This is a genomic window from Photobacterium sp. ABD4_091, from assembly GCF_056160145.1.
Genome location: NZ_JBSWWQ010000001.1, coordinates 2,902,188 through 2,924,567, shown reverse-complemented (window position 1 = coordinate 2,924,567; position 22,380 = coordinate 2,902,188). Strand labels below are relative to the sequence as shown.

Here is a 22,380-nt window from a genome sequence, read left to right as displayed (position 1 = left end):
CACCGATAATATTATCACCACGCTAAAACGCAGTAATAACAAGCCCTGAGAGCTATGTTAGGAGAATAATAAATGACCCAAGCAAATAAAAAGCATGTTAGTAAATACCAAGATATTCATCACAAAAAATTTCCCGTAGGTACTAAAGGGATATGGGCGGATGAAAAAACGGAGGGAAAATACAGCCTAATTAACGAAGAAATCAGCCTGCCTGCTGCCGTTATCAAGCAACAGTCGATTGATAACAACCTAAACTGGATGCAACAGTTTGCAGAACACCACAACGTCAAACTGTCACCGCACGGCAAGACAACCATGACACCCGCGTTCTTCGAGCAGCAGCTTGAAGCTGGCGCTTGGGGACTGACAGTCGCCACGGCCCCACATGCCGAAGTGGCAGCGGCAGCCGGAGCCAAGCAGATCATGATGGCCAACCAATTGGTGGGTAAAGCCAATATGGCAATCATCAAGCGCCTTTTATCCCAGCATGACGTGACATTCTACTGCTGTGTCGATTCTAAGGAGAATGCCGAGCAACTGTCTGCGTTCTTCGCAGGCACCGGTGTGACTGTGCATGCACTGATCGAATTTGGTGTGGAAGGTGGTCGCTGTGGTTGCCGCTCACCGAAGCAAGTGATCGAGCTAGCGCAATATATCGATGGCTTGGAAGGCATTCGTTTGGCTGGTGTTGAAGTTTACGAAGGGGTGATCCACGGTGACAATGCCGAACAAGCTATCCGTGACTTCCTGGCAACGACTGTACAAACGGTTGAGCAGCTCAAAGAAGATGGGTTAATCCAGTTGGATAGCCCTATTGTGACCGGTGCCGGCTCGGCTTGGTATGACGTCGTGGCTGAAAGCTTCGCCAAGTGCCAGCACCTACTGGCGATTATCCGCCCGGGCTGTTACCTCATCCACGATACCGGGATCTACCAGGATGCCCAAAATAATGTCATGGCAAGGGCGCAAGCTAACCAAGGCTATGCCTGTGATTTGGGTGGCGATCTTGAATCGGCGCTGGAAGTATGGGCGTATGTGATTTCCCGCCCAGAGCCAAACAAAGCGGTGATTGGCCTAGGCAAGCGTGATGTGGCGTTTGATGCCGGCCTACCTATCCCAGAGCGCGGCTACCGCAATGGCGAAGAGATTGAAGTAAATGGCTTGGAAGCCACAGCAATCATGGATCAGCACACTTTCGTTACGGTACCTGAAGGCCACGATTTACGTGTCGGTGATGTGATTGCGTTTTCCACCTCTCACCCATGCCTGACATTTGATAAGTGGAAATACATCTGTATTGCCGATGAAGAGTTCCAGATCTCAAAGCTCGTAGAGACATACTTCTAACCGGTGGCAGACCTTTCTATATAATCGCCAGGCTAATTAACCACCAGGCTACTTTACCCTCAGAGCGGCGATTATAAATCAGGCAGCAATACGCGTATTGCTGCCTATTCATTCACGCGCACAACATAACCAACTAAAACCCTGTTTTTTATAAGGTTTACATTTAAAAATCCTTTGCCAGATACAATGAGATGTGTATTATCCCTATATCATTTCACGTGCCACAAAGGATTAGGCCTGTTTATGAATTTCACTTATCTCATTGAAGGTACGCTCTTTGGTTTGATCGTACTGCTTCTCGGCTTGGCAGGCGGTTCTTTTTTTACCATGGCGACAGCCAAACCCACCAACGAAAATAGCCTGGTTGAATCACGCATCGAGTTCGGGTTCTATGGGGTGGCCAGTTTGGTGTTTGCAGGTTTGCTAACCGGTATCCTCAGTTAACACTCCTTCCCTCTCGCATAGATGGGCTTTTAAGACAATCACCCTTAAGCTTGATATAGCTCCAGCGGCAACCCGTCCGGATCTTGAAAAAAGGTAAATGCCTTACCTGTATATTCATCGATCCGGATTGGCTCCACTTCTACCCCGCGCGAAATCAAATAGTCCGTTACCGCTTCTACTGAATCAACAACAAAAGCAAGATGGCGCAGCCCCCTCGCCTCAGGAAAACTTGGCCTTTCAGGCGGGCAAGGAAACGAAAACAGCTCGATCTGGCTTTTATCAGGCAACTGCAAATCTAGCTTCCATGAATCCCTTGCTTCACGGTAGTGCTCAGCCAAAACGGTCAAGCCAAGAATATCAACATAGAATGCCCTCGAACGCTGATAATCAGAGCAAATTATCGCAGCATGATGAATACCTTTTAACATAACCAACCCTTTAATATTCAGTACATTAAGTTATATAACGTCACTATCTCATCCCATCGCTGGTAAGGCAACGAAACCCGCCCCAACAACAGTGAATACATCCACCACAAAGAATAAAAGCAGAATTTTTTACCCATCATCTGTTTACACGCCAGTTTTTTATTTATATGTTATTAGCGACTTCGATATTAATGTTCAGGAAAACGCCTTGTTGAATCTAAACCAACAATCAACTTGCCAGCTTTCAGTTTGCAAGCCTGCGAAAGCAACAGGCGGAACGTTTGTATCTCGCGAAATTATTGCTGCTATTCTAGTGATTATTAACTAGGCTGACGGCTATTACCCGTCAGCCAGGCTGACGGGGAGCAATGTAATACCTACCTGTTTTTCTTCAGCCTTTCTGACGGTCCATAACAAAAACTGATGTATATCAGAGGACTTGTCCGAATGACTAAACACAACACCGTAGCCATTGGCTTAATGACTTTTGCGATGTTTCTCGGCGCAGGAAATATCATCTTTCCACCGTTTCTCGGTCTGCAAGCCGGTACCCAGTATTTACCCGCTATGCTCGGTTTCCTTATTACCGCGGTTGGACTACCAGCCCTGACATTGATAGTGCTGGGCCGTCTAAGCCATAGCCAACAACTTACTGCCGCCTTGCCAAAGCCGATGGCTACTGGCTTTTGGGTATTGCTATTTACTGCCATCGGCCCAGCATTTGGTATGCCCCGGGCTGTGACCGTTGCCTATGAAATGGGCATTGCACCATTTACCCAACACAATCTGTTACTGCCTTTTTCGCTGGTATTTGTCGCCGTTACCCTGCTACTCGCTTTCCAACGAGGAAAGTTAGTTGATTACATCGGCAAGGTGATGACACCGCTGTTGGTATTACTTCTCACCGTGTTAGCCGTCGCGGCTTTCATTACCCCAATCAGCCCAATGACACTCCCAACCGGGGACTACCAGCATCAAGCCGTTACCCAAGGGCTGATCCAGGGGTACATGACCATGGATGCCATCGCAGCGGTTGGATTTGGCTGGGTGATCATTAAAACGATTCAGGCTAAAAGTGTGAGTCCGGGCAATAGCGAGAACTCACGCCACGCCTTATTTAAAAGTACCGTGAAAGTTACTCTTATCTACGCTGTACTGATGTCAGCCTGCTATCTTGCCATGGGGTATGTTGGCGCAACCTCTTCTGCTGTTGCTGGCAATGCGACTAACGGCGGTGAAATTTTAACTATGTATGTCGCTAACCTGTTTGGCATCTATGGCCAGTACCTACTTGCCGTTATCATTGTGATGGCTTGCCTGACGACAACCGTCGGCCTGACTAATGCCTGTGCCGAATACTACCAGCAAACATTCAATGCCCCTTTTTCTGCCACAGCAATTATCGTTTGTGCCCTGACAGGCTTGCTTGCCAACTTCGGCCTTGATCAGATCCTAACGATCAGCCTACCTGTCATCTTAGTACTGTGCCCAGTTGCGATTGCGTTAGTTATCACCGCACTAATGGTGAAAAAATCGCCATACCAGCGTTATATCTTTGTCGCTACCGTCTCGGTCACACTGGTTTTCGGCACCGTAGATACCCTGCATATTCTCGGTTTGATCCCTGCACAATGGGAGGCAATGCTGGTTGATTACATGCCGCTTTACACTGCCCATGCAAGCTGGTTCCTACCCTGTTTGACGACGCTACTTTTCAGCATTTTGGCGAATGCATCGCTTTCACAGCGAAGAAAAGCGGCAGTCTCAATATCTGCAAAATAGTAGCTATAATCCTCAATTATGCCGCAAAAAAACAACAAAACCGCCCCTTTTTTTACAAGGGGCGGTTTCTATAATTTGATATTTAGTCCTTTGGATAACTTAAGCCAGGCCGAGATAACAACAAGACTGAAGCAAAATGAAACTTCGATAACTAGTACAAACTAAGAATAAGTGAGAAGTGATAAACGAATAAATAAGTAGAGTATTCAGCCATCAACCAGAATGATGACTTTTTTTACTTTTGCTGTTTACAGCTCAAAAAAATGCTTATATGTTGTATACCCAAGTGACATCACGTTGCTAAGACATTTTTGTTGTTTCGCACTAGGAAAGCTCAATGCTAACGCTTATCTCTCAAACCGCTGCTAATAACGTTCTGGCTCGTGCCAAGCGTGCGGTTGTGCGTGCAACACAATCTGTCGTCTCTGTCGTCGTCCTAGTCATCGTTATCTAGGCTGACGGCTGTTTCCGTCAGCCAGGCTGACGGAGAATCAAAATATCATCGTATCTATCTTCCCAGCCCCTGACGGTCCCAAGAATTAAAAGCAAACACAGGGCTCGTCCAATGAAAACTAACGATACACTTGCCATCGGGCTGATGACCTTCGCCATGTTTCTCGGCGCAGGAAACATCATTTTTCCGCCTTTCCTCGGCTTAGAAGCCGGTACTCAGCTACTGCCTGCCATGGCTGGGTTTCTGATCACCGCTGTCGGGCTGCCCGCTCTGACCCTGATTGTTTTCGGCCGCCTTAGCGACAGCAAGCAGCTAACCAAGCCATTGCCAAACTGGCTGGCTACAGTGATTTGGGTCGCCCTACTGACAGCTGTTGGCCCGGCATTCAGCATGCCTCGTGCCGTCACCGTTGCCTATGAGATGGGGATCAACCCGTTTGTCGATAGCGACCAGCTACCACTTTTTTCTCTTATCTTTTGTAGCTTGACCCTGCTTCTGGCTTTTCAACCAGGGAAACTGGTTGATTATATTGGTAAAGTCTTGACGCCACTGTTAATCATCATGCTTTGCACACTGGCAATTACCGCTGTGATCAACCCATTGTCCGCACCACTCGCGCCTCAGGGTGAATATATTGATTTCGCTTTCACACAAGGCCTAGTACAAGGCTACATGACCATGGATGCTATTGCTGCAGTCGGCTTTGGCTGGGTGATCATCAAAGCGATTAACAGCAAAGGTGTAACCGACAAAAAAGCGGTAGGAAAATCGACGTTCAAAGTCGCTCTGATTTACATTTTGTTGATGGGCGCGTGCTATTTGGCAATGGGTTATGTCGGCGCAACATCCAGCCCTATTGCCCACGAGGCAACCAATGGTGGTGAACTACTCAGCCTCTATGTCGCCCACCATTTTGGCGAGTATGGGCAACTACTGCTGGCAGCCATTATTATCATGGCCTGCCTGACAACCACCGTTGGTTTGACCAACGCCTGCACCGAATATTACCAGCAGACCTTTGCAGTTCCTTTCCGTCGCACGGCTACGATTGTTGTTCTACTAACCGGGCTTATCGCCAATATTGGTCTCGACCAAATTTTAGCCCTGAGCCTACCCGCGATCCTGGTACTTTGCCCCGTTGCGATCGCTTTGATCCTTTGCGCCTTGTTCTACCCAGAACAAGAAAAGTACCGCAACACCTACATTGCAGCTATTACTGTCGCTTTAATCTTCGGCAGCATAGATGCCGCCAGTATTCTTGATACTGTACCTGCGGCACTCGATAACAGCTTCAAAACATGGCTGCCGCTGTACTCGGCCAATGCTAGTTGGTTGCTGCCTTGTGCGCTGGTTCTGCTTGCCCGTACTTTGAAATTACCGTGTAAAAGGCAACAAGTTGTGGAAAGCCAAAACACCTAAACACTTAAACACCTAAGCACTGGCAAAAAAGGGAAAATACAGAGGCTCGCTTCCGTATTTTCCCTTTCTTTACCAAGAGCCCCAAATTACCGCCCTATCCGCTCGATTTCTGTTGACGGCGAATTGTTAGCCATATAATCGAGCCGAATATTGCCAGCAGTAAGAAGGGTCCCCCCCACAGCAGATAGGTTTGCGTGTTCAAACGTGGTTTGTATAACACGAAGTCACCAAACCGCGAGGTCATATACTCAATGATGGCTTCGTCACTCTGACCAGCATTGACCATCTGGTACACCTTAAGGCGAAGGTCTTTCGCCACCGGTGAGTTCGATTCAATCAGGTTCTGGTTTTGGCACTGAGGGCAGCGCAATTTACGTGACAGCTCAATAGCCCGGCGCTGCTCGGCAGAAGAGCGGAACTGGAATGTCTCAACAGACTCGACCAAAGCCGAGTCAGCAGCCACAAAGATCTGATCACTTTGAGCCATCGCAGGCATACTGACAACAAGCACGCTCATAACAGCAGCCAACATGAAGTGTTTTAGCCGATTAAATACATCCCTATCCATTCGTTTGTTCTTCCTGTTGCAGCAGCTTGATGACTGGAACAAACTCTCGCTGCCAGACATGTTCATCCAACGCCCCTAAATAGCGGTAACGGATAGTACCAGTGCTATCGACTATATAACTTTCCGGCGTTCCATACACACCGAGATCCAATGCAAACGCACCTTTAGGATCATACAAAACAGCCTTGTAAGGATTGCCACTTTGGTTCAACTCACGTATTGCTGCCTGTCGGTTATCACGGTAATTGAGCCCAATAATCGACATGTCTTGTTGCTGAGCCAACTGCAACAAGAATGCATGTTCACTTTTACACACAGCGCACCATGAGGCCCACACGTTCAGTAGCTGCAGCTTACCAGTTAATAATGTTTCATCCGCTGTGCCAGCAGTATCTAATCGCTGCAAGCTAAAAGCTGGTAGCGGTTTGTTTTCAAGCTTTGGGGCATGACCTTCTTGGGTGAACATCATCGACAAACTGATGATGACCAGAATCACGACCACCGCGCCTAACGGAAGATAACGGCTAGTTTTTCTCATCTCTTTACACCATCACTCTATTACTTCCAAAGCACGATAGTTTCTATCTTCTTGGGTTGCTGCAGCTTATGCGACACCCGTTTGCTGGCCAGGCTAGCCACAGCGATGGCCCCGCCGATCATCATCAAGATACTGCCCAGCCATAACCATCGAACATACGGCTTGTATTGGATCCGAACTGCATAATCCGTACGGTTAAGCTTCTCTCCCAAGGTGATATAGATATCACCATGCCAGAACCATTTAATACCCGGCTCACTCATATTCATGGTGCGCACTGTGTAATGGCGACGTTCAGGGCGAATAGTTGCGATGAATGCATCATCTTTGGTTACGGTGATCTGCGCTTGTTCGGCGGTATAGTTAGGGCCAACTAACAGGTCTGTCTGCTGATAGGTAAAGTGATATTCACCCAGAGAAACCGCATCTCCCGGCCCCATCTTGCTGCTGATTTCTTCGTCATAAAAGCTCACCAATGTCGCACCAATGATGGTTGCCGAAACGCCAATATGGGCAATAACCATCGCCGCTTGCTTCCATACAATGCCACTCATACCTTTCGCCCGGCGGACTCGGATACGCATGTACATAGCCTGCAAAGCACACAGGGCTATCCAGATAGCGGTGATAAACGCCAAGCATACCGTGATGTTTACCCCACGCTCAAACATCACAGACAATGCCACCCCCAGCACAATAGACACTGACATTGGCGCCAGAGAGCGGGTAATCACATCTTCCAATCCCACCTTGTGCCAGCGGATCACGACGCCCAGTCCCATAAACAGGAACAACACAAAGCTCATCGGCACAAACATCGCGTTGAAATAAGGCGCACCGACAGAAATATTGCCCAAACCCATCGCTTGGAACACCAGCGGGTAGAAAGTACCAAGCATCACAGTCAGCATGGATACTGCAAACAAGCTGTTCCCCACCATGAACATCGCTTCTTTCGATAAAAACCCGAATTTGGCAGCAACAAAGTATCGGCCAGAACGCACGGCAAACAACGACAAGGCAACAATAAGGATTAGGCCTAGCATCGCCAGCAGCGTCACACCACGAGTCGGGTCAACGGCAAAAGCGTGAACAGATGTCAGCACACCCGAACGAACAATGAAGGTGCCCAGTAAGCTAAGGGAAAAGGTGAAGATCGCCAGCAACAAGCTCCAGCCAGACAGGGCCTTGCGGTATTCGGTGATCATCAAAGAATGGATCAGCGCAGTGCCCGTCAGCCATGGCATCAGCGATGCATTCTCTATAGGATCCCAGAACCACCAGCCTCCCCAGCCGAGTTCATAATATGCCCACCAGGAACCCAACGCGATGCCGCCGGTGAGGAATACCCAAGCTGCCAAGGTCCAGGGGCGGCTCCATTTAGCCCATTCTACTTTTCCATGATCTTTGCCGTGTTCACAGGTCAAAGCCGCAATGGCAAAAGCAAAGCTGACGGCAAAACCCACATAGCCTAAATACAGCATTGGCGGATGGAAGATCAGCCCAACATCCTGCAGCATCGGGTTCAAATCACGTCCTTCGAGCGGTGTCGGGAACAAGCGCTCAAACGGGTTAGACGTCAGCAAAACGAACAAGCTGAACAACATAACCAACCCAGACAGGGTAACCAGCACCCGCGTAATAAAAGCCTCATTCAGTTTTCGGCATGCCCTTGCAACCAATGCGGCCCAAAGGCTTAAAGAGAACAACCAAAATAAAAATGATCCTTCATGTCCCCCCCACACCGCGGCGAGCTTGAAGAATATGGGTAATTGGGTATTGGAGTGATGGGCAACATAGGCAACCGAAAAATCATCCAGCGCAAAACTCGCGCCGAGCAAGATAATCGAGAGACCGATAAAACCAAAGGCGCCATAACTTAATGGCCAAGCATAGCGAGTAAGGTATGAATCCTTTTTGACTAATCCTACAACCGGGACAGTTACACCGAGCAAGGCAAACACCATACCGAGGATTAACGAGAAATGTCCAACTTCAGGGAGCATCTATTTTCCTTGTTACTAAATCGCCACAGCGCTAACTGTGGCGATTCTATCTTTGTTACATCAACCTATAAGGTCGTCATTTGTCCAGCATACAGCACAAACGTACGCAGCATCAGTACACCGATCAAACTTAGGGTCGTCACGAGCATAATAAAGGCTTTGTTGTGTTTAACCCCTGAAGGGCTCACAGCGTTAAGGCCTAATGGCACCAACATACCGATGCCAATCACACCATACCAGAACCAGCTCGCCCAGAAGCCACCACCGATAGCGGCAATCGCAGCTACCTGACTTTGGCCACCACCGAAGTACAAACCTGAGAAGAAGGCGAAAATCACAAACAACTCAAACATTACCACTGGACGCTCGAACTTATGCACCCAGCTGACACTGGCACTATTCGCCGATTCCTTGAAGAACACCACGCCAAACAGCAAGCATGCGGCAGCTCCCGATGACAAGCTAGAGAACAAGAACAAGATAGGCAATACCGGGTTATTCAGCATTGGATAGGTTTGCAACGCTGACAGTAGGAAGCCGGTGTAGGCCGCCAGTACCAAAGCCAAGAAGCCAAGGAACAACTCAATGCTGTTTTCGAAGCGCTCTATTACCTTCATGACCTTGCCAACAATTGGCAACTTTTCACCCAGCAATTCCAGCAGCTCGTTCTTGTAGATAATAGCTAGCCAAGCAAACAGAACCACCAGGTAAACCTGGAACAACACCACACCCATCGACATCACCGAGTTCGGGTTGTAGAAAATCATGATTTTCCAGAATGACCAAGGCTTGGTCAGGTGGAAGATCAGAATCAACAACCCCACGATGATCCCGAACGGGGCCAGAATCGCTGTCGCCTTGATAATACCGTTACTGGCCGGGTAGCCTTCGATCACCTTACGTTTAAGGTAGATAGCAATCATTACCGCACCAGCTGACATCCCTGCCAAGAACAGGTAGACCGCAATGATCCAGTCCCAGACCAACGAGTCAAAATAAAAGGCATCTGCAAATGTCGTACTCATCCTTTTATCTCCCCTTTTCCATGTGGCACCTTGTACATCTTAGGCGCAGTGCCGAGCTCGACTTTTTGGCGATAAACCGGCTTCTCAGTGATCAATTGACTGATTTCGCTATTTGGATCATTCAAATCACCAAATGTCAGTGCCTTAGTCGGACATGACTCAACACAAGCAGGTTGTTTGCCTTCCTTGAGATTGGTTTCACGGCAGAAGTCACACTTATCCGCAGATTTAGTTTCAGGATGGAAGAAACGCACCTGATAAGGACAAGCCGCTAGGCAGTAACCACAACCGACACACTTGAAGTTATCGACGGCAACAATACCGGTGTCATCGTCCTTGAAGGCCGCCCCAGTCGGGCAGACATGGACACAAGGTGCGTTTTCACAATGCTGACAAGAGATACGGGTAAATTGGTAGTCAACATCTGGGTATTCGCCCTGTGGTTCACTGCGGACAATTTCCAGTCGTGATACCCCTTCAGGCACATTATTGACTTCGCGACAGGCATCGGTACAGGCGGTACAACCGATACAAAGCGTCTCGTCATGGACCATACCATAGCGCTTCACGCCATCTTCCATGGTTGCCGCTAATGTCTTACGACCGCCAACGAGGTTAGAGGCTGCCACCCCTGTAGTGAAGATAACTGCCCCGGCACCAGCCAGGAAGTTACGTCTTGAACACGTCATAAACTCTCCCCTACTTTTTTGCTTTTGTCTGATCGGAATGGCAATCGACGCAAAGCTTGATTTTCGGCTTTCTCTCGATACCTTTCATCGGATCAGATGTTGGGTGGATGTTATGGCAAGAAGCACATGAGAGATCCAGCGCATGGACATCGTGGGTCCAGTTCGCTTCGCGTAAATTCTCAGGCTCATGACAGTTCACACACGTTTCGTTTTGCTGGGTGATCCAGGCAACATCAGCTGCTGGCTTTTCAATGCCGGCAACAGACTGAGCTGGAGCAAACTTGGTCACCTCTTTTGCGCCATTGCGGTGATCTTTGCCTACATTGCTGTGGCAATCCACGCAGGTCACATCACGGTTAGTGTGCGGGTTAATGGCGGTGCTGTGTGCACCTTTAAGTACGTGTTCATCATCCTTGTGACATTGGGTACAGGCGTAGTCCCGATCACGGATGAATTCAACGACATGTCTGCCGGACTCCGAAGTGGTTACAGAAGGATTGGCTGCTGTGGCTTCTGTGCTTTGGGAGTCTGCGGCAACATTGATTGAGAAACCCCAAATACACATAGCGACAAACAATGTCAGCATGCTATTCAGGGCTACTTTATGATTGCCCATTTTTCACCTTTTCATCTTCCACAATTACTTTTTTATTTAAATCAAAAAGTAACCGGTGCTGATAATACAAATCAGGCACAAACGTGCCCCTTGATTTCTGCAATTAATAATCCATTGCACTTGAAATCAATTCTTATTTGCATCATTTTTAAGCCACAACGCTCAACAAGCTTATTAAACTATATTTCAAGATGTGAAAATATGCGACAAATAACAAATAACGTAAAAGTGGTATTGAACATGAACTTTTACTGATTTAGATCAATCCCAGAATCCATGCTAAAATGTTGTTTTAAAATGATATTACAGCGCAGAACCCACACCAACCCAAAGGGTTATGTAAATACCCACAAAGGGGTATATAGGTAAATTATTAATCTACCTCGCGTTATTCACTTTTCCCTTTTGATCCAAGACAAAAAAGAAAACGCTTTTATCTCGGGTTTTCTCCTTTCTGATATTCTTATTTAGAACTCTAATTCTGTTTGCATCGAAAAGCCGCATTCACAACGCTTGGCTCTATTTACAACAAGAATTATGGAGTGCACATCGTGAGTAATAAATGGACGAGAAATACTGCCGCTGTTGCAGCATTACTGTCTGCAATATTTCTTTCTGGCAATGCGTTAGCAAACGAAGAACAACCTGCTGAAAAAGAAAGAATTGAGGCGCGAAACGAAGCTTTTGCAGCGGCCCATGCAGACCAGTACAAAACCTGGGAAGCAACCAAAGAAAGCGATCATATCGAAGATGCCCTTGAAGGTGACCCGAACATGGTTATCCTCTGGGCTGGCTACGGCTTTGCCAAAGACTATAACAAAGCCCGTGGTCACTACTACGCCCTAACCGATGTACGTGAAACCCTACGTACCGGTGGCCCTCAGGATGCCAACTCGGGCCCAATGCCGATGGCATGTTGGAGCTGTAAGAGCCCTGACGTTGCTCGTGTGATTGACGAGCGCGGTGAAGATGGCTATTTCGAAGGCAAGTGGGCACGCTTGGGCTCTGAAATCAGCAACACCATCGGCTGTGCCGACTGCCACAACACCAACAGTGAAGATTTCAAACAAGGCAAACCAGCCTTGGCTTTGTCGCGCCCATACGCAGCCCGTGCGATGGAAGCCATCGACAAGAAATTTGAGGATGGTTCTCGCCTAGACCAGCAAGCGCAAGTTTGTGGTCAGTGCCACGTTGAATACTACTTCCAGAAGCAAAGCCACAACTCAGTCAAGTTCCCATGGGACATGGGTACGGGTGTTGACGAAATGGAAGTGTACTTCGACAATATCGGCTTCAGTGATTGGACCCACGGTCTGTCTAAAGCACCGATGATCAAAGCGCAGCATCCAGAGTATGAAACATGGCGCGATGGTATCCACGGTAAGAACAACGTGACCTGTATTGACTGTCACATGCCGAAAGTACAGAACGAAGACGGTGTCGTGTTCACTGATCACAAGATCGGTAACCCATTCGACCGTTTCGAAGATACATGTGCTAACTGTCACACCCAAGACAAAGAAACCCTACAGGGCATCGTTTCTACCCGTAAAGCTCAGGTGCTAGAGATGAAACTTCGCGCTGAGAAGCAAATCGTTGCCGCTCACTTCGAAGCGAAAGCTGCTTGGGATGCAGGTGCGACTGAAGAAGAAATGAAACCAATCCTGACCGATATCCGTCACGCCCAATGGCGCTGGGACTACGCGATTGCTTCTCACGGTGTTCACATGCACGCACCGGAAGTTGCCCTACGCGTTCTGGGTACGGCACTGGATAAAGCCGCTGATGCCCGTGCTAAAGTAGTTCGCCTACTGGCAACCAAAGGCATTACCGATCCAGTTGAAATCCCTGACATCTCTACCAAGCTGAAAGCCCAGCAGGCACTTGGCATGGATATGGATGCAATGAACCAAGAAAAAGAAGACTTCCTAAATACTGTTGTGCCTAAGTGGGAAGAAGAAGCCAAAGTTCGTGAAGCGAGCTACGACGAGAAATAACTGAGCAGCTTTAGTTATTAACTCATGAGCTTTTAACTCAATAACTAAAACGCCCCGATTAATATCGGGGCGTTTTTTATATCATACCCTGATTGTTCCCACTAAATCAGTACACATCCAAATCCTGAGCCATAACATATTTACCTTGGTAATACTGGCTGAATTCATTGTCTACTGAAGTAGCACTAGTACCGAAATAAAGCACATGGTTAAGTACCATCAGCTGAGGCTTTATGATATCGCCTATTTTGGCCAAATCCTTAGTCGATGTATGAGCCAGCTGGTGGTATTTCTGCCAATCCAGTGTGCGCTTGGCGAGCCCTTCCATGCTGTACACTTCATGGATCAGTATGTCGGCCCCCTTGTAGTTTTCGATAACTTTTTCGTCATAGGTGGTATCACCTGAAACAACGATCACCCTATCAGGAGTCGTAAAGCGGTAACCCAAAGCGTAGCCATCTGGCCAATCACCATGGCGTGCGTTGAAGGCTTCAACGGTAACATTATCATCCTTATACACTACTCCCGGCTCGCGAATAATCGTGGTGTTTACCTTATATCCATCTGGGTTTGCAGGTTGAGCGCCATTCATGCGATGAACAATATCTTTATCAAAAGCCTTTAAGGTGTTGTTTACCAAAAAATTGGTGTTCGGCGGACCATATAGATTTAATGGCTCTTTACGCCCTAATACCCACGGCGTCAGAATAATATCGGCGATCCCCATGGTATGGTCCGAGTCCAAATGGGTAAGAAAAGCAGTTTTTATGAATGTTGGGCGTAGTGTATTACCCGGAAAGCCCTCAAAGCCTTTTTGCCTAGCTGCATCAATTTGTCGGGCCACCCCTGGACCAAAGTCAACCAGATACACTTCACCATTAACCACAATCGCCACCGATTGACCTGAATGGTTTGCGTCATTGAACGGTGTACCGGTACCAAGCATAACAACCTGCGTTGTCTTGGACGGAGCAATCGCTTGAGCAAATGCCCCCCAGCTCAAGCACAACATAATTAGCATTAGACTGGCACGAGAAAGAATTGATAGCCGCATAAGTTCAAACACCCTTTTAGTTAACATGTTAAACAAATTATTAACACACTAACTAAGAGAATGTCCAATTCGTGTTTTCTCTCTTAAAAATGTGTACGGCGCTCAATTTCTGTTATCTGGTACTTTTATAATTTAAATATTGAGAGCAACATCAAAAATAGATGGGAAAAATAAGTGCCACTTGAACTATTGTCATGCCACATCAAGATAAAAACTTTTGTATGGTGTTTTTAAATTTAAAGGTGAGAGCATTTTATATGTAACAATATTGGCGATATATAAACTGAATAATTATATCTGCTCAAAATAAAGTTTCGTATTAAGCATTTTTTAACTGCCCCATTATATTTACATGAAGGTAACTGTCTAGAGAGCTCAATGGTCAACCCAAACATAGAACACCTGCACTACTTTACCACTGTCGTCGAGACGGGATCATTTACTGCAGCCGGTCGTAAGATAGGCCGCGATCGCAGTTCTATCGGCCAAGCCATTGCCAACCTTGAGATTGACCTTGGGGTAAAGCTGTTCCATCGAAATGGCCGGAACATTTCCCTCACCGACGAAGGGGAAAACTTGTACGGCAGGGCAAGGACTTTGGTACAAAATTACCAATCATTTTGCCAGCTCAGCCAGAATGTTGCCCATCGCATTGAATCATCCCTTGTCATCGGGGTGGACTTTCTTACCACCTTTGATGAGATCGGCCATATTGACCAAGCCCTATCCAGCCAGTTTCCCGGGCTAGCCGTGCAATGGCAGAACCACCCAACCAACAACCTTGACAGCTTGCTGGAACAAGGTGTGATTGATATCGCCATACGCCTCTACCAAAACCGGGATCTTCCAGAAGACTTCCACCCCAAGCATATTGATAACGTCACAATGTGCAGCGTACTCAACCAAGAGGCTTCATCACAGCTGAACGCCTCGGGGCTAAGCAATGTCCGCTTTCACTCCGAGCTACGTAAACTACCATTCGTGAGCTATCCTGGCCTCGGTATTGTCCTGCGTACCGACAGGTTTGAGCTGGTGCAGCAGGCCTTTTCCCCACAGTCCGCGTTAGCCATCATTCGCCAAAAACCATCATGGGGCATTTTCCCCCAAAAACTGCTCTCAAGCCAAGACAACACCTACCAGGTATTTAGCATCGATACCGACGCACCGCTATATGCAGGAAGAATCGCGGTATGGCATCACAATCAGAGTTTTGGCAAAGCGAAGCAATGGTTAATTTCAGAGCTTGCCACCCTCCTATCTCAGCGGTAGTGATCTTTCACTCAGGTCACTCCCATAACTTTATAATGTCCTTGAGGGGGAACCGCCCCCGCTAAGCGCCCTGCAGCGATTCAAAGGCACCAAGTCTGTTTGCCGAGGCCAGCGACTCTCCTATTACTGTCTATTCTGCTGCAGGCATCATCACCATGTCCGACGCTATCGACCAAGCCAATGCGGTTGCAGTCCAAGACGGTAAAATTCTCGCTGTCGGTGAAAAACAATCCATCTTAGCCAGATACCAAAACACCGACGGCTTTAGCCATAACACCGACTACGCAGAGATGACCCTGACCCCGGGCTTAGTCGAGCCCCATTCGCACATTTGGCTATTTGCCCTGGTGGCCAATACCCATCTGATCACACCTGCTGATTGGAGCTTGCCTTGGGGGGATGTAAAAGGCCATGCGTACGAAACCGGCCTATATGCTGCTGCCCCTTTGATGTTCTCATTGATAGCCACCCCGGAAAAGTTTGCTGAAGGCATGACGCGGGCGAATCAATACCTGCAGGCAGGTGGTATCACTACAGTTGTGGATCCGGGCATGATGATGCCAGATGACATGACCAAAGCCATGATTGATATCATGGAGCAACAACCGATGTTGGATTACTTCATGATCCCGGCAGGCAACACGGTTTATGACAAAATGGGCGGCGATGCCGAAGCAGCATTTGAAGCTGTTGAAAAACGGGTGAGCGATCCTTCCCTAAACAGCGAATATGTCCGCTGGCTACCCAACCAAGTCAAGCTATTTGCCGATGGGGCTGCCTATGCCCAGCTAATGATGATGAAAGACGGATATACCGATGGCCATAAGGGAGCGTGCTACGAAGTTGGGAGCCAACTTTTCGGTGAAGCCCTTCTACCTTCATGTTTTAGGCGATCAATATAGCCTCTATGGAATTGGTACAGAGCGTGCACAATACACCTCAAGAGGGCGCTCTTTCCTTGATGCTGGTGCCAAACTGTCTTTCCACTCCGATGCCCCAATGGCACCGGGTCGACCACTGGCATTGGCCTGGACAGCGGTAAACCGAACTGGGCTCAGTGGCAAAACGCTGGGTGAGTCTGAAAAATTGACGATGGAAGAGTCGATGCGAGCAATCACTATCGATGCAGCCTATGCCGCACGTCTTGAAGACAACATTGGCAGTATCGATATTGGCAAAAATGCCAACTTTGCAGTGCTGGCCGAGCACCCTTATAAGGTAGAAAAAGAAAACCCGTCTGCCATCAAAGACATTGAGGTCGTCGCGACTGTGTTTAATGGGTCCCCGATTGCTATCGAAAAGGCAGCGCCGGGGCTTGTGATGAACCAAAGCAACCTCAATAAGATGATGCTGATTTCACGTTATGACGGCGCCCACGGCGGGGGGGGATAGCTGCGAAGCCTCGAAAATCTAGGGCCTTCACTCATGCGCCCTCAATGTGGCCAACCGAAGTCTGGCGCTGGTCTGGGGTAATGGTTAATGTCATTGGTGTATTAGGCTTTATTATCGCGTTAGTCACTTGGTTTCAGCCTACAGAAAGCTCTTAGCCCGATTGATGGCATTGATCACTTCGACCCTATCTAAATCAGTCCGTTCGGTATCCAGTACTCGCTGCCAGGTATCAATGGCTCTTTGGTAACGGGCACTGAGGAAATAGTCGGACGCAAGCAGCATAAGGGCGGAGATATTGTTTTCGTCCAACTCCAACGCCCGGTCAAGCCAAGCCTTGCTTTGCGCGGTGAAGTGCTGCTTTTCCTGATAGTAACTAGCCGTCGCCATGGCCGAGTAAATATTGGATTGCGGCTCTGGGGCTAATCTCTGTGCGTAGAGGAATGCAGTACCTGCATTTTCAAACTCGCTGCTGTACATATACGCATTGCCCAGCGCGTACCACAGTTCTCCGTTTTGGGTGTCTTCACGCAGTTTGTCTTGGATCTCCTCGATACGCTGTTGGTTCAGCTCCGAAGCGCTCATCAACATATCTTCAGGCAGTGGTTGCGGGGCTTCTGGACGCTTAACGGTATTCTTCGGCTCATGCCCCAAGAAGGCGTAGCTGGTGACTGAAACTACGGCGAGTACTCCAATAATCATCAGCGAGAAAGGCGTTACCTTGCGATTGTAGCGGTAAGAATGGGCAATAATCAGAGCGGATGCGATGACTAACAATAGCAGGAAGGACAATCCTTGGTAATTCAGCATTCCAGAAATCCATATAACGTAGTTGAAATACCAGTTTACCAGAGCCTGTTATTAGCGCCTGAAAAGAATGCAGGATATTTAGCCTAGATCAAACCAAAAAAGGCAACGCCAATGCGCTGCCTTTCGATGCATTCTTTAACAAGCCAAGGTGACTAGATTATTGAACTTAAAGCTCAAAATCACCAAATGCGTCTTTCTCTACCTGACGAGCAAGGAAAGCAACCAAGTCATCGTGGCCACCAATGTACTGACCATCCAAAATGATTTGCGGAACAGTACGGACAACATTACCAGTCTGCTGCTCGATAAAATCAACCATTGTGGTTTTAGGCAGATCCGTACCCAGCACCAAAGTGGTGTACTCGGTGCCGCGCTCATCCAAGATAGCTTTTGCTTTTACGCAAAACGGGCAGTTCGGCTGGGTGATCACTAGGTTCTGGTAGCTAGCAAGTTGCTCCATCGTCATATCAGACATGATTACTTTCTCATTCAGGTGTTTTAATAATGGGTAAGATATCGAATTGCCTGTACCGATGACAAGCCTAGATCCAATCTAAAGCACCTATATTCTTTCACCCGCTGGCTATTTGCACAGGGATCCGCCGCCGACCAAAGGCTTTTTCAATCGGCTTAAACCGGCCAGCCAGTTGATAACCACAGTGATGGCACTGCCCTTGGCTGGTTAAGTGGCAATCACCTAATTGATACCAGTTACGGGAGAGGACGTTTTTACCACATCCAGGGCAATAGGTACTGTCACCCTTCTCATCGAAGATATTGCCAACATAGGCATAATGCAGGCCATTGGCAATAGCGATATCACGTGCTCGTTTCACTGTCTCGGGCGGTGTCCGTTCCTTGTCGAGCATTTTAAAATCAGGGTGGAAAGCACTGAAATGGATCGGGACATCCGGCCCCAAGTTATCGTGCACCCAGCGAGTGAGCGCATCGATTTCTTGCGGGCTGTCATTTTCATCGGGGATCAACAAAGTCGTGATTTCAAACCATACATCTGTTTCATGCTTTAGATAGAGCAAGGTATCGAGCACCGGTGCGAGATGACCGCTACAGATTTTGTGGTAGAAGCGCTCAGTAAATGCCTTTAGATCTATATTGGCAGCGTCCATATGGCGATAAAACTCAACCCTAGGTTTATCGCAAATGTACCCAGCACTGACTGCCACACTGTTAATTCCCATTTCCCGACAAGCCTGTGCGGCATCGACCGCATATTCCATAAAGATCACCGGATCGTTATAGGTAAAGGCTATGCTGTCACAACCATAACGTTTCGCGGCCTGTGCGAGTTGCTCCGGCATCGCTGACGATCCCAAGGTATCTATCTGGCGGGACTTACTGATATTCCAATTCTGGCAAAATTTACACCCTAGGTTACAACCGGCGGTTCCGAAAGACAGTACCGAGCTGCCAGGGTAAAAATGATTGAGTGGTTTTTTCTCGATAGGATCAATACAAAAGCCACTGGAGCGACCATAACTGGTTAAAACGATTTCTCCCTCATGAGCCTGCCTAACAAAGCATGCTCCGCGCTTACCATCCCGAAGCCGGCATTGGCGCGGGCAAAGATCACACACTACCCTACCATCATCGAGTCGATGCCAATATTTTGTGGGATAAAATTCAGGAGGTTGGCGCATGATAGACCCTTCATGGTTATCTTTTTGAACTGAACACATTGATGTTGCTCTGATTTCTGGCACCTTGAGATCAATAAGGCATTTTTATTCCTATACTTAAGATTAGTCCAGTTTTTAAGACTTTATCGGTAGGTACCCTATGAATACGCGTCCACCAGCCGTGGCTGGCCGGTTCTATTCTCACTCAGCTCAACACCTGAAAAGCCAGATGGATGAATGGCTTAAGTCCACTCAACACCACACGCCTATCCGTGCCTTAATCGTTCCTCATGCAGGGTACGTTTTTTCAGGCCGTGTTGCCGCCGATGCTTACCGTTACCTACTTCCTGAGGCCGACCGCATCCGCCGGGTGATCCTTATCGGTCCCAGCCACCGTCACTATTTCCAAGGCTGTGCCATCCCCGCAGCAGACTATTTCGAGACCCCGCTAGGTAAAATCAAAATTGACACACAATTTGTTGAAAAGCTGAAGGAAATAGATGATATTGAAGTATCGGATCAGGTTCACGCCCTAGAGCACAGCCTCGAAGTGCAATTGCCTTTCCTGCAGTCATGTTTACATGACTTCACCCTGTTACCGCTCTTAACCAGTAATGTAAATCCGGCACATGTCGCCAAGCTTATTGATGCCCTTTGGCAGGGTGATGACTGTCTACTTGTTATCAGCAGTGATCTAAGCCATTTCCACACCTATTCGGAAGCCCAGCGTATTGATAGCCAAACCTGCAACATGATTGAAAACTACAAGCCGACTCTCGTTCCAGAACAAGCTTGTGGCTCAACCGGCATAAATACATTGCTATTGCTAGCCAAACAAAGGGGATACACACTTACACGTAGAACATTAATAAATTCCGGTGACACAGACGCCGGAGATAAGGAGAGAGTCGTAGGATATGTCAGCTATCTCGTTTCAGAACCTCAATAAAGGTGAGCTAACCCAACTGTTAGATGTGGCTCGCGATGCCATTCGCGGTCATTTTTCTGATGATCTTCCCCAACCTCCCCGACTTGATTTATATGGCAAGAAATTGCTCCAGCCAGGCGCTTGCTTTGTTACCCTAACGGTTAATGGCGAACTTCAGGGCTGCCTGGGTACAACTGTGGCCCACTCTCCTCTGGTCATGGAAGTACACAACAAAGCCCGTGCGAGCGCTTACCAAGATCGCCGTTTCATGCCGCTGGTCGAAGAGCAACTCGACGGATTAGTGGTCGAAGTTTCGGTTCTGACCCAGCCGGAAGATCTCGATGTCGACTCAGAGCAAGCGCTCATCGACTACCTAGATAACAACAAGGTCGGCGTGATCCTTTCGGATAACCACCAACAAGCACTATTTTTACCGCAAGTCTGGGAAAAACTGCCCAAGCCAGAAGATTTTATCCGCCAGCTGAAACTCAAAGCCGGCTGGAACAGTGTGTACTGGTCACCATCGATGAAAGTACAAACCTTTGCTGTGAACAGTATCAGCGGTAAGTATCACTATTAGGTTCTGGGCTATGGGCTATGGGCTATGGGCTATGGGCTATGGGCTATGGGCTATGGGCTATGGGCTATGGGCTATGGGCTATGGGCTATCAAAGATTTGATTTTCAGACCTAACCTAAATGCAAACGCCCCTGTAAAAAAGGGGCGCTGCTTTGAACTATTTATCTGCCTTTAGGTTTTACTTCGTTATCAACCCATAGGGCTTGCCGGTGAAAATTTCAGGCTGTCTCTGAATAGTTGGCACGGCATGGGCACCCTGCCAATCAAGTAGCATGATAGCAAGGACATTGCGGTGTTCGCCATCTAGCAGATCGGTGCTGCCATTCACTGCCGGTATAATACCCGCCTGACGGTTAAGCGAGCGCTGTATCGCCTTGCGGGTCTTTTCGACCACAGGATCGTCCTCCAAGCCAGCTAGCAAGAAGTTGATCCCCACTTCGGCAATCACATCTTCCTTTGAGCGAGAGATAATGGTATCAATATTGGCGCGGTAGTAGTCATAGATCCATTGGTGATCCGACTCTTTGACCGGATGTTGATAATAGCCTGTGTCGGCAAAGATTATGTGGGTCAGGCCATAAACCTTGTTCATGAACTGTTGATCCGTCAGCTGATCGTCTTGACTGTCAGGGTATGTTTCTTTGAACGCAGCGGTAAAGTCCTCAACCACATCCTGCTCGCCTAACTGACGCAACCAATACACCTGATTGGCTAATTGAGCCGCCCATGCTCTGATCATTTCAGGATCAGTCGCATAGTCTTTAAAATCATAGCGGCGAATAACCTCGCGAAGCTTGGCGTCTTCTCGGTGCTTCAAGCCATACTCATTCGCCCGCGCCATCGATCCCAACAGATCAACGCCAAGGTAAAAATATTCCGGCTTATCTTTGGTCGCTTCGTAACGTAAATCGCTGCGAACATCTTCTTTGTAGTCATAACGAGCAAGGCGTTGTGCCGAGTACGCTTCAATTTGCCCGGGTGTATGGACTTCAGTAGCAAAGTAATTCAAACGGCTGGCAACACGGGCCATATCTGACCATATCGCCGCTTGGTATTTAGGATCTTGGGTCTGGCGGTACATACGCAGGCCATAGTGGCCCATTTTGAAAGCAGGAAGGGTAAAGAGTTGGCTTTCATAGGTCTGGCGGATCCGCTCAGCGTCTTGCTCAAAACTGGCTTGTTCAGCGCTCGACGTGGTATTGCTGCCGTTGGCATTGAGGGTCAGCCCTTGCTCGGCTGCTGACTGGACATCCGCCCAAACAACCGAAGAAGAAACCATTGCCCCGACCACCAGCGAAGGCAAGATTCTCCGTTGAAATACCTGCTGTAAATTACTGCTTCCCCGTCCCATTGAAGACTCCCTGCTCATTCCGCTAAACATTTAGCCAGAACGCTAGCAAA

22 protein-coding genes are annotated in these 22,380 nt (G+C 48.1%); 10 read left to right on the top strand and 12 right to left on the bottom strand.

The features are described from left to right. Positions 1 to 72 precede the first annotated feature (72 nt). Both ACXAGQ_RS13435 and ACXAGQ_RS13430 read left to right on the top strand, forming a co-directional pair. A complete protein-coding gene (locus tag ACXAGQ_RS13435) occupies positions 73 to 1,347 on the top strand; it encodes an amino acid deaminase (protein ID WP_475254375.1) in 1,275 nt (424 codons plus the stop codon). Between the two features lie 243 nt (positions 1,348 to 1,590). Further along, entirely contained in the window at positions 1,591 to 1,791 is a 201-nt protein-coding gene (locus tag ACXAGQ_RS13430; RefSeq protein WP_107299847.1) for a hypothetical protein, read from the top strand. A gap of 44 nt (positions 1,792 to 1,835) precedes the next feature. Here ACXAGQ_RS13430 and gloA2 read toward each other — a convergent pair whose 3' ends face one another. After that, a complete protein-coding gene (gene gloA2, locus ACXAGQ_RS13425; protein ID WP_475254374.1) occupies positions 1,836 to 2,219 on the bottom strand; it encodes an SMU1112c/YaeR family gloxylase I-like metalloprotein in 384 nt (127 codons plus the stop codon). Between the two features lie 447 nt (positions 2,220 to 2,666). On the opposite strand from gloA2, the gene brnQ (ACXAGQ_RS13420) reads away from it, so the two are divergent. Next, on the top strand, positions 2,667 to 4,001 hold the full coding sequence (gene brnQ, locus ACXAGQ_RS13420) for a branched-chain amino acid transport system II carrier protein (protein WP_475254373.1): 1,335 nt from the start codon (positions 2,667 to 2,669) through the stop codon (positions 3,999 to 4,001). A 565-nt stretch (positions 4,002 to 4,566) separates the two neighbouring features. Beyond that, positions 4,567 to 5,874, top strand: coding sequence for a branched-chain amino acid transport system II carrier protein (gene brnQ / locus ACXAGQ_RS13415; protein ID WP_475254371.1), 1,308 nt, complete (start codon positions 4,567 to 4,569; stop codon positions 5,872 to 5,874). Positions 5,875 to 5,968: 94 nt separating this feature from the next. Here brnQ (ACXAGQ_RS13415) and nrfF read toward each other — a convergent pair whose 3' ends face one another. The 6 genes from nrfF to nrfB all read right to left on the bottom strand — a co-directional run bounded on the left by nrfF (position 5,969) and on the right by nrfB (position 11,316). Next, positions 5,969 to 6,442, bottom strand: coding sequence for a heme lyase NrfEFG subunit NrfF (nrfF, locus tag ACXAGQ_RS13410; protein WP_475254370.1), 474 nt, complete (start codon positions 6,440 to 6,442; stop codon positions 5,969 to 5,971). Further along, positions 6,435 to 6,980, bottom strand: a complete 546-nt coding sequence (locus tag ACXAGQ_RS13405) for a DsbE family thiol:disulfide interchange protein (protein WP_475254368.1) — start codon at positions 6,978 to 6,980, stop codon at positions 6,435 to 6,437. Before ACXAGQ_RS13405 ends, nrfF begins: the two co-directional genes overlap by 8 nt. A 20-nt stretch (positions 6,981 to 7,000) precedes the next feature. Beyond that, on the bottom strand, positions 7,001 to 8,986 hold the full coding sequence (locus tag ACXAGQ_RS13400; protein WP_475254367.1) for a heme lyase CcmF/NrfE family subunit: 1,986 nt from the start codon (positions 8,984 to 8,986) through the stop codon (positions 7,001 to 7,003). 65 nt (positions 8,987 to 9,051) lie between these two features. Continuing rightward, the gene (nrfD, locus tag ACXAGQ_RS13395; RefSeq protein ID WP_475254366.1) at positions 9,052 to 10,011 is read right to left on the bottom strand and encodes a cytochrome c nitrite reductase subunit NrfD; all 960 of its coding nucleotides are present in this window, start codon (positions 10,009 to 10,011) and stop codon (positions 9,052 to 9,054) included. After that, positions 10,008 to 10,700 carry a cytochrome c nitrite reductase Fe-S protein gene (gene nrfC, locus ACXAGQ_RS13390; RefSeq protein ID WP_475254364.1) on the bottom strand — a complete coding sequence of 231 codons (693 nt, stop codon included), beginning with the start codon at positions 10,698 to 10,700 and terminating at the stop codon, positions 10,008 to 10,010. Before nrfC ends, nrfD begins: the two co-directional genes overlap by 4 nt. Positions 10,701 to 10,710: 10 nt before the next feature. Next, the gene (gene nrfB / locus ACXAGQ_RS13385) at positions 10,711 to 11,316 is read right to left on the bottom strand and encodes a cytochrome c nitrite reductase pentaheme subunit (protein ID WP_475254363.1); all 606 of its coding nucleotides are present in this window, start codon (positions 11,314 to 11,316) and stop codon (positions 10,711 to 10,713) included. Between the two features lie 551 nt (positions 11,317 to 11,867). Between nrfB and nrfA the strand changes: the two genes are divergently transcribed. Next, positions 11,868 to 13,313, top strand: a complete 1,446-nt coding sequence (gene nrfA, locus ACXAGQ_RS13380) for an ammonia-forming nitrite reductase cytochrome c552 subunit (protein WP_475241607.1) — start codon at positions 11,868 to 11,870, stop codon at positions 13,311 to 13,313. Positions 13,314 to 13,419: 106 nt separating this feature from the next. Here nrfA and ACXAGQ_RS13375 read toward each other — a convergent pair whose 3' ends face one another. Further along, positions 13,420 to 14,367 carry an MBL fold metallo-hydrolase gene (locus ACXAGQ_RS13375; RefSeq protein ID WP_475254361.1) on the bottom strand — a complete coding sequence of 316 codons (948 nt, stop codon included), beginning with the start codon at positions 14,365 to 14,367 and terminating at the stop codon, positions 13,420 to 13,422. A 378-nt stretch (positions 14,368 to 14,745) separates the two neighbouring features. On the opposite strand from ACXAGQ_RS13375, the gene ACXAGQ_RS13370 reads away from it, so the two are divergent. The 3 genes from ACXAGQ_RS13370 (at position 14,746) to ACXAGQ_RS13360 (ending at position 17,028) form a co-directional block, all read left to right on the top strand. After that, complete coding sequence (locus tag ACXAGQ_RS13370; RefSeq protein WP_475254359.1) at positions 14,746 to 15,636, top strand: LysR family transcriptional regulator; 891 nt, start codon at positions 14,746 to 14,748, stop codon at positions 15,634 to 15,636. 155 nt (positions 15,637 to 15,791) lie between these two features. Then, positions 15,792 to 16,538, top strand: a complete 747-nt coding sequence (locus ACXAGQ_RS13365) for an amidohydrolase family protein (RefSeq protein ID WP_475254358.1) — start codon at positions 15,792 to 15,794, stop codon at positions 16,536 to 16,538. Then, positions 16,498 to 17,028, top strand: coding sequence for an amidohydrolase family protein (locus ACXAGQ_RS13360; RefSeq protein WP_475254356.1), 531 nt, complete (start codon positions 16,498 to 16,500; stop codon positions 17,026 to 17,028). Before ACXAGQ_RS13365 ends, ACXAGQ_RS13360 begins: the two co-directional genes overlap by 41 nt. Positions 17,029 to 17,166: 138 nt before the next feature. Here the strand turns inward: ACXAGQ_RS13360 and ACXAGQ_RS13355 are convergent, their stop codons facing one another. The 3 genes from ACXAGQ_RS13355 to amrS form a co-directional block, all read right to left on the bottom strand. After that, complete coding sequence (locus ACXAGQ_RS13355; RefSeq protein WP_475254354.1) at positions 17,167 to 17,835, bottom strand: TPR domain-containing protein; 669 nt, start codon at positions 17,833 to 17,835, stop codon at positions 17,167 to 17,169. Positions 17,836 to 18,001: 166 nt separating this feature from the next. After that, the gene (locus ACXAGQ_RS13350) at positions 18,002 to 18,310 is read right to left on the bottom strand and encodes a glutaredoxin domain-containing protein (RefSeq protein WP_317521962.1); all 309 of its coding nucleotides are present in this window, start codon (positions 18,308 to 18,310) and stop codon (positions 18,002 to 18,004) included. Positions 18,311 to 18,407: 97 nt separating this feature from the next. Then, the gene (gene amrS, locus ACXAGQ_RS13345) at positions 18,408 to 19,493 is read right to left on the bottom strand and encodes an AmmeMemoRadiSam system radical SAM enzyme (RefSeq protein ID WP_475254352.1); all 1,086 of its coding nucleotides are present in this window, start codon (positions 19,491 to 19,493) and stop codon (positions 18,408 to 18,410) included. A gap of 139 nt (positions 19,494 to 19,632) precedes the next feature. Between amrS and amrB the strand changes: the two genes are divergently transcribed. Beyond that, a complete protein-coding gene (gene amrB / locus ACXAGQ_RS13340; protein WP_475254351.1) occupies positions 19,633 to 20,421 on the top strand; it encodes an AmmeMemoRadiSam system protein B in 789 nt (262 codons plus the stop codon). Continuing rightward, on the top strand, positions 20,390 to 20,980 hold the full coding sequence (gene amrA / locus ACXAGQ_RS13335; protein ID WP_475254350.1) for an AmmeMemoRadiSam system protein A: 591 nt from the start codon (positions 20,390 to 20,392) through the stop codon (positions 20,978 to 20,980). The genes amrB and amrA overlap by 32 nt, the downstream gene beginning before the upstream one ends. 177 nt (positions 20,981 to 21,157) lie before the next feature. On the opposite strand, the gene ACXAGQ_RS13330 is transcribed toward amrA, so the two are convergent. Next, positions 21,158 to 22,258 (bottom strand): DUF3541 domain-containing protein, encoded by a 1,101-nt coding sequence (locus ACXAGQ_RS13330; RefSeq protein ID WP_475254761.1) that lies wholly within the window; start codon positions 22,256 to 22,258, stop codon positions 21,158 to 21,160. Positions 22,259 to 22,380: the final 122 nt, after the last annotated feature.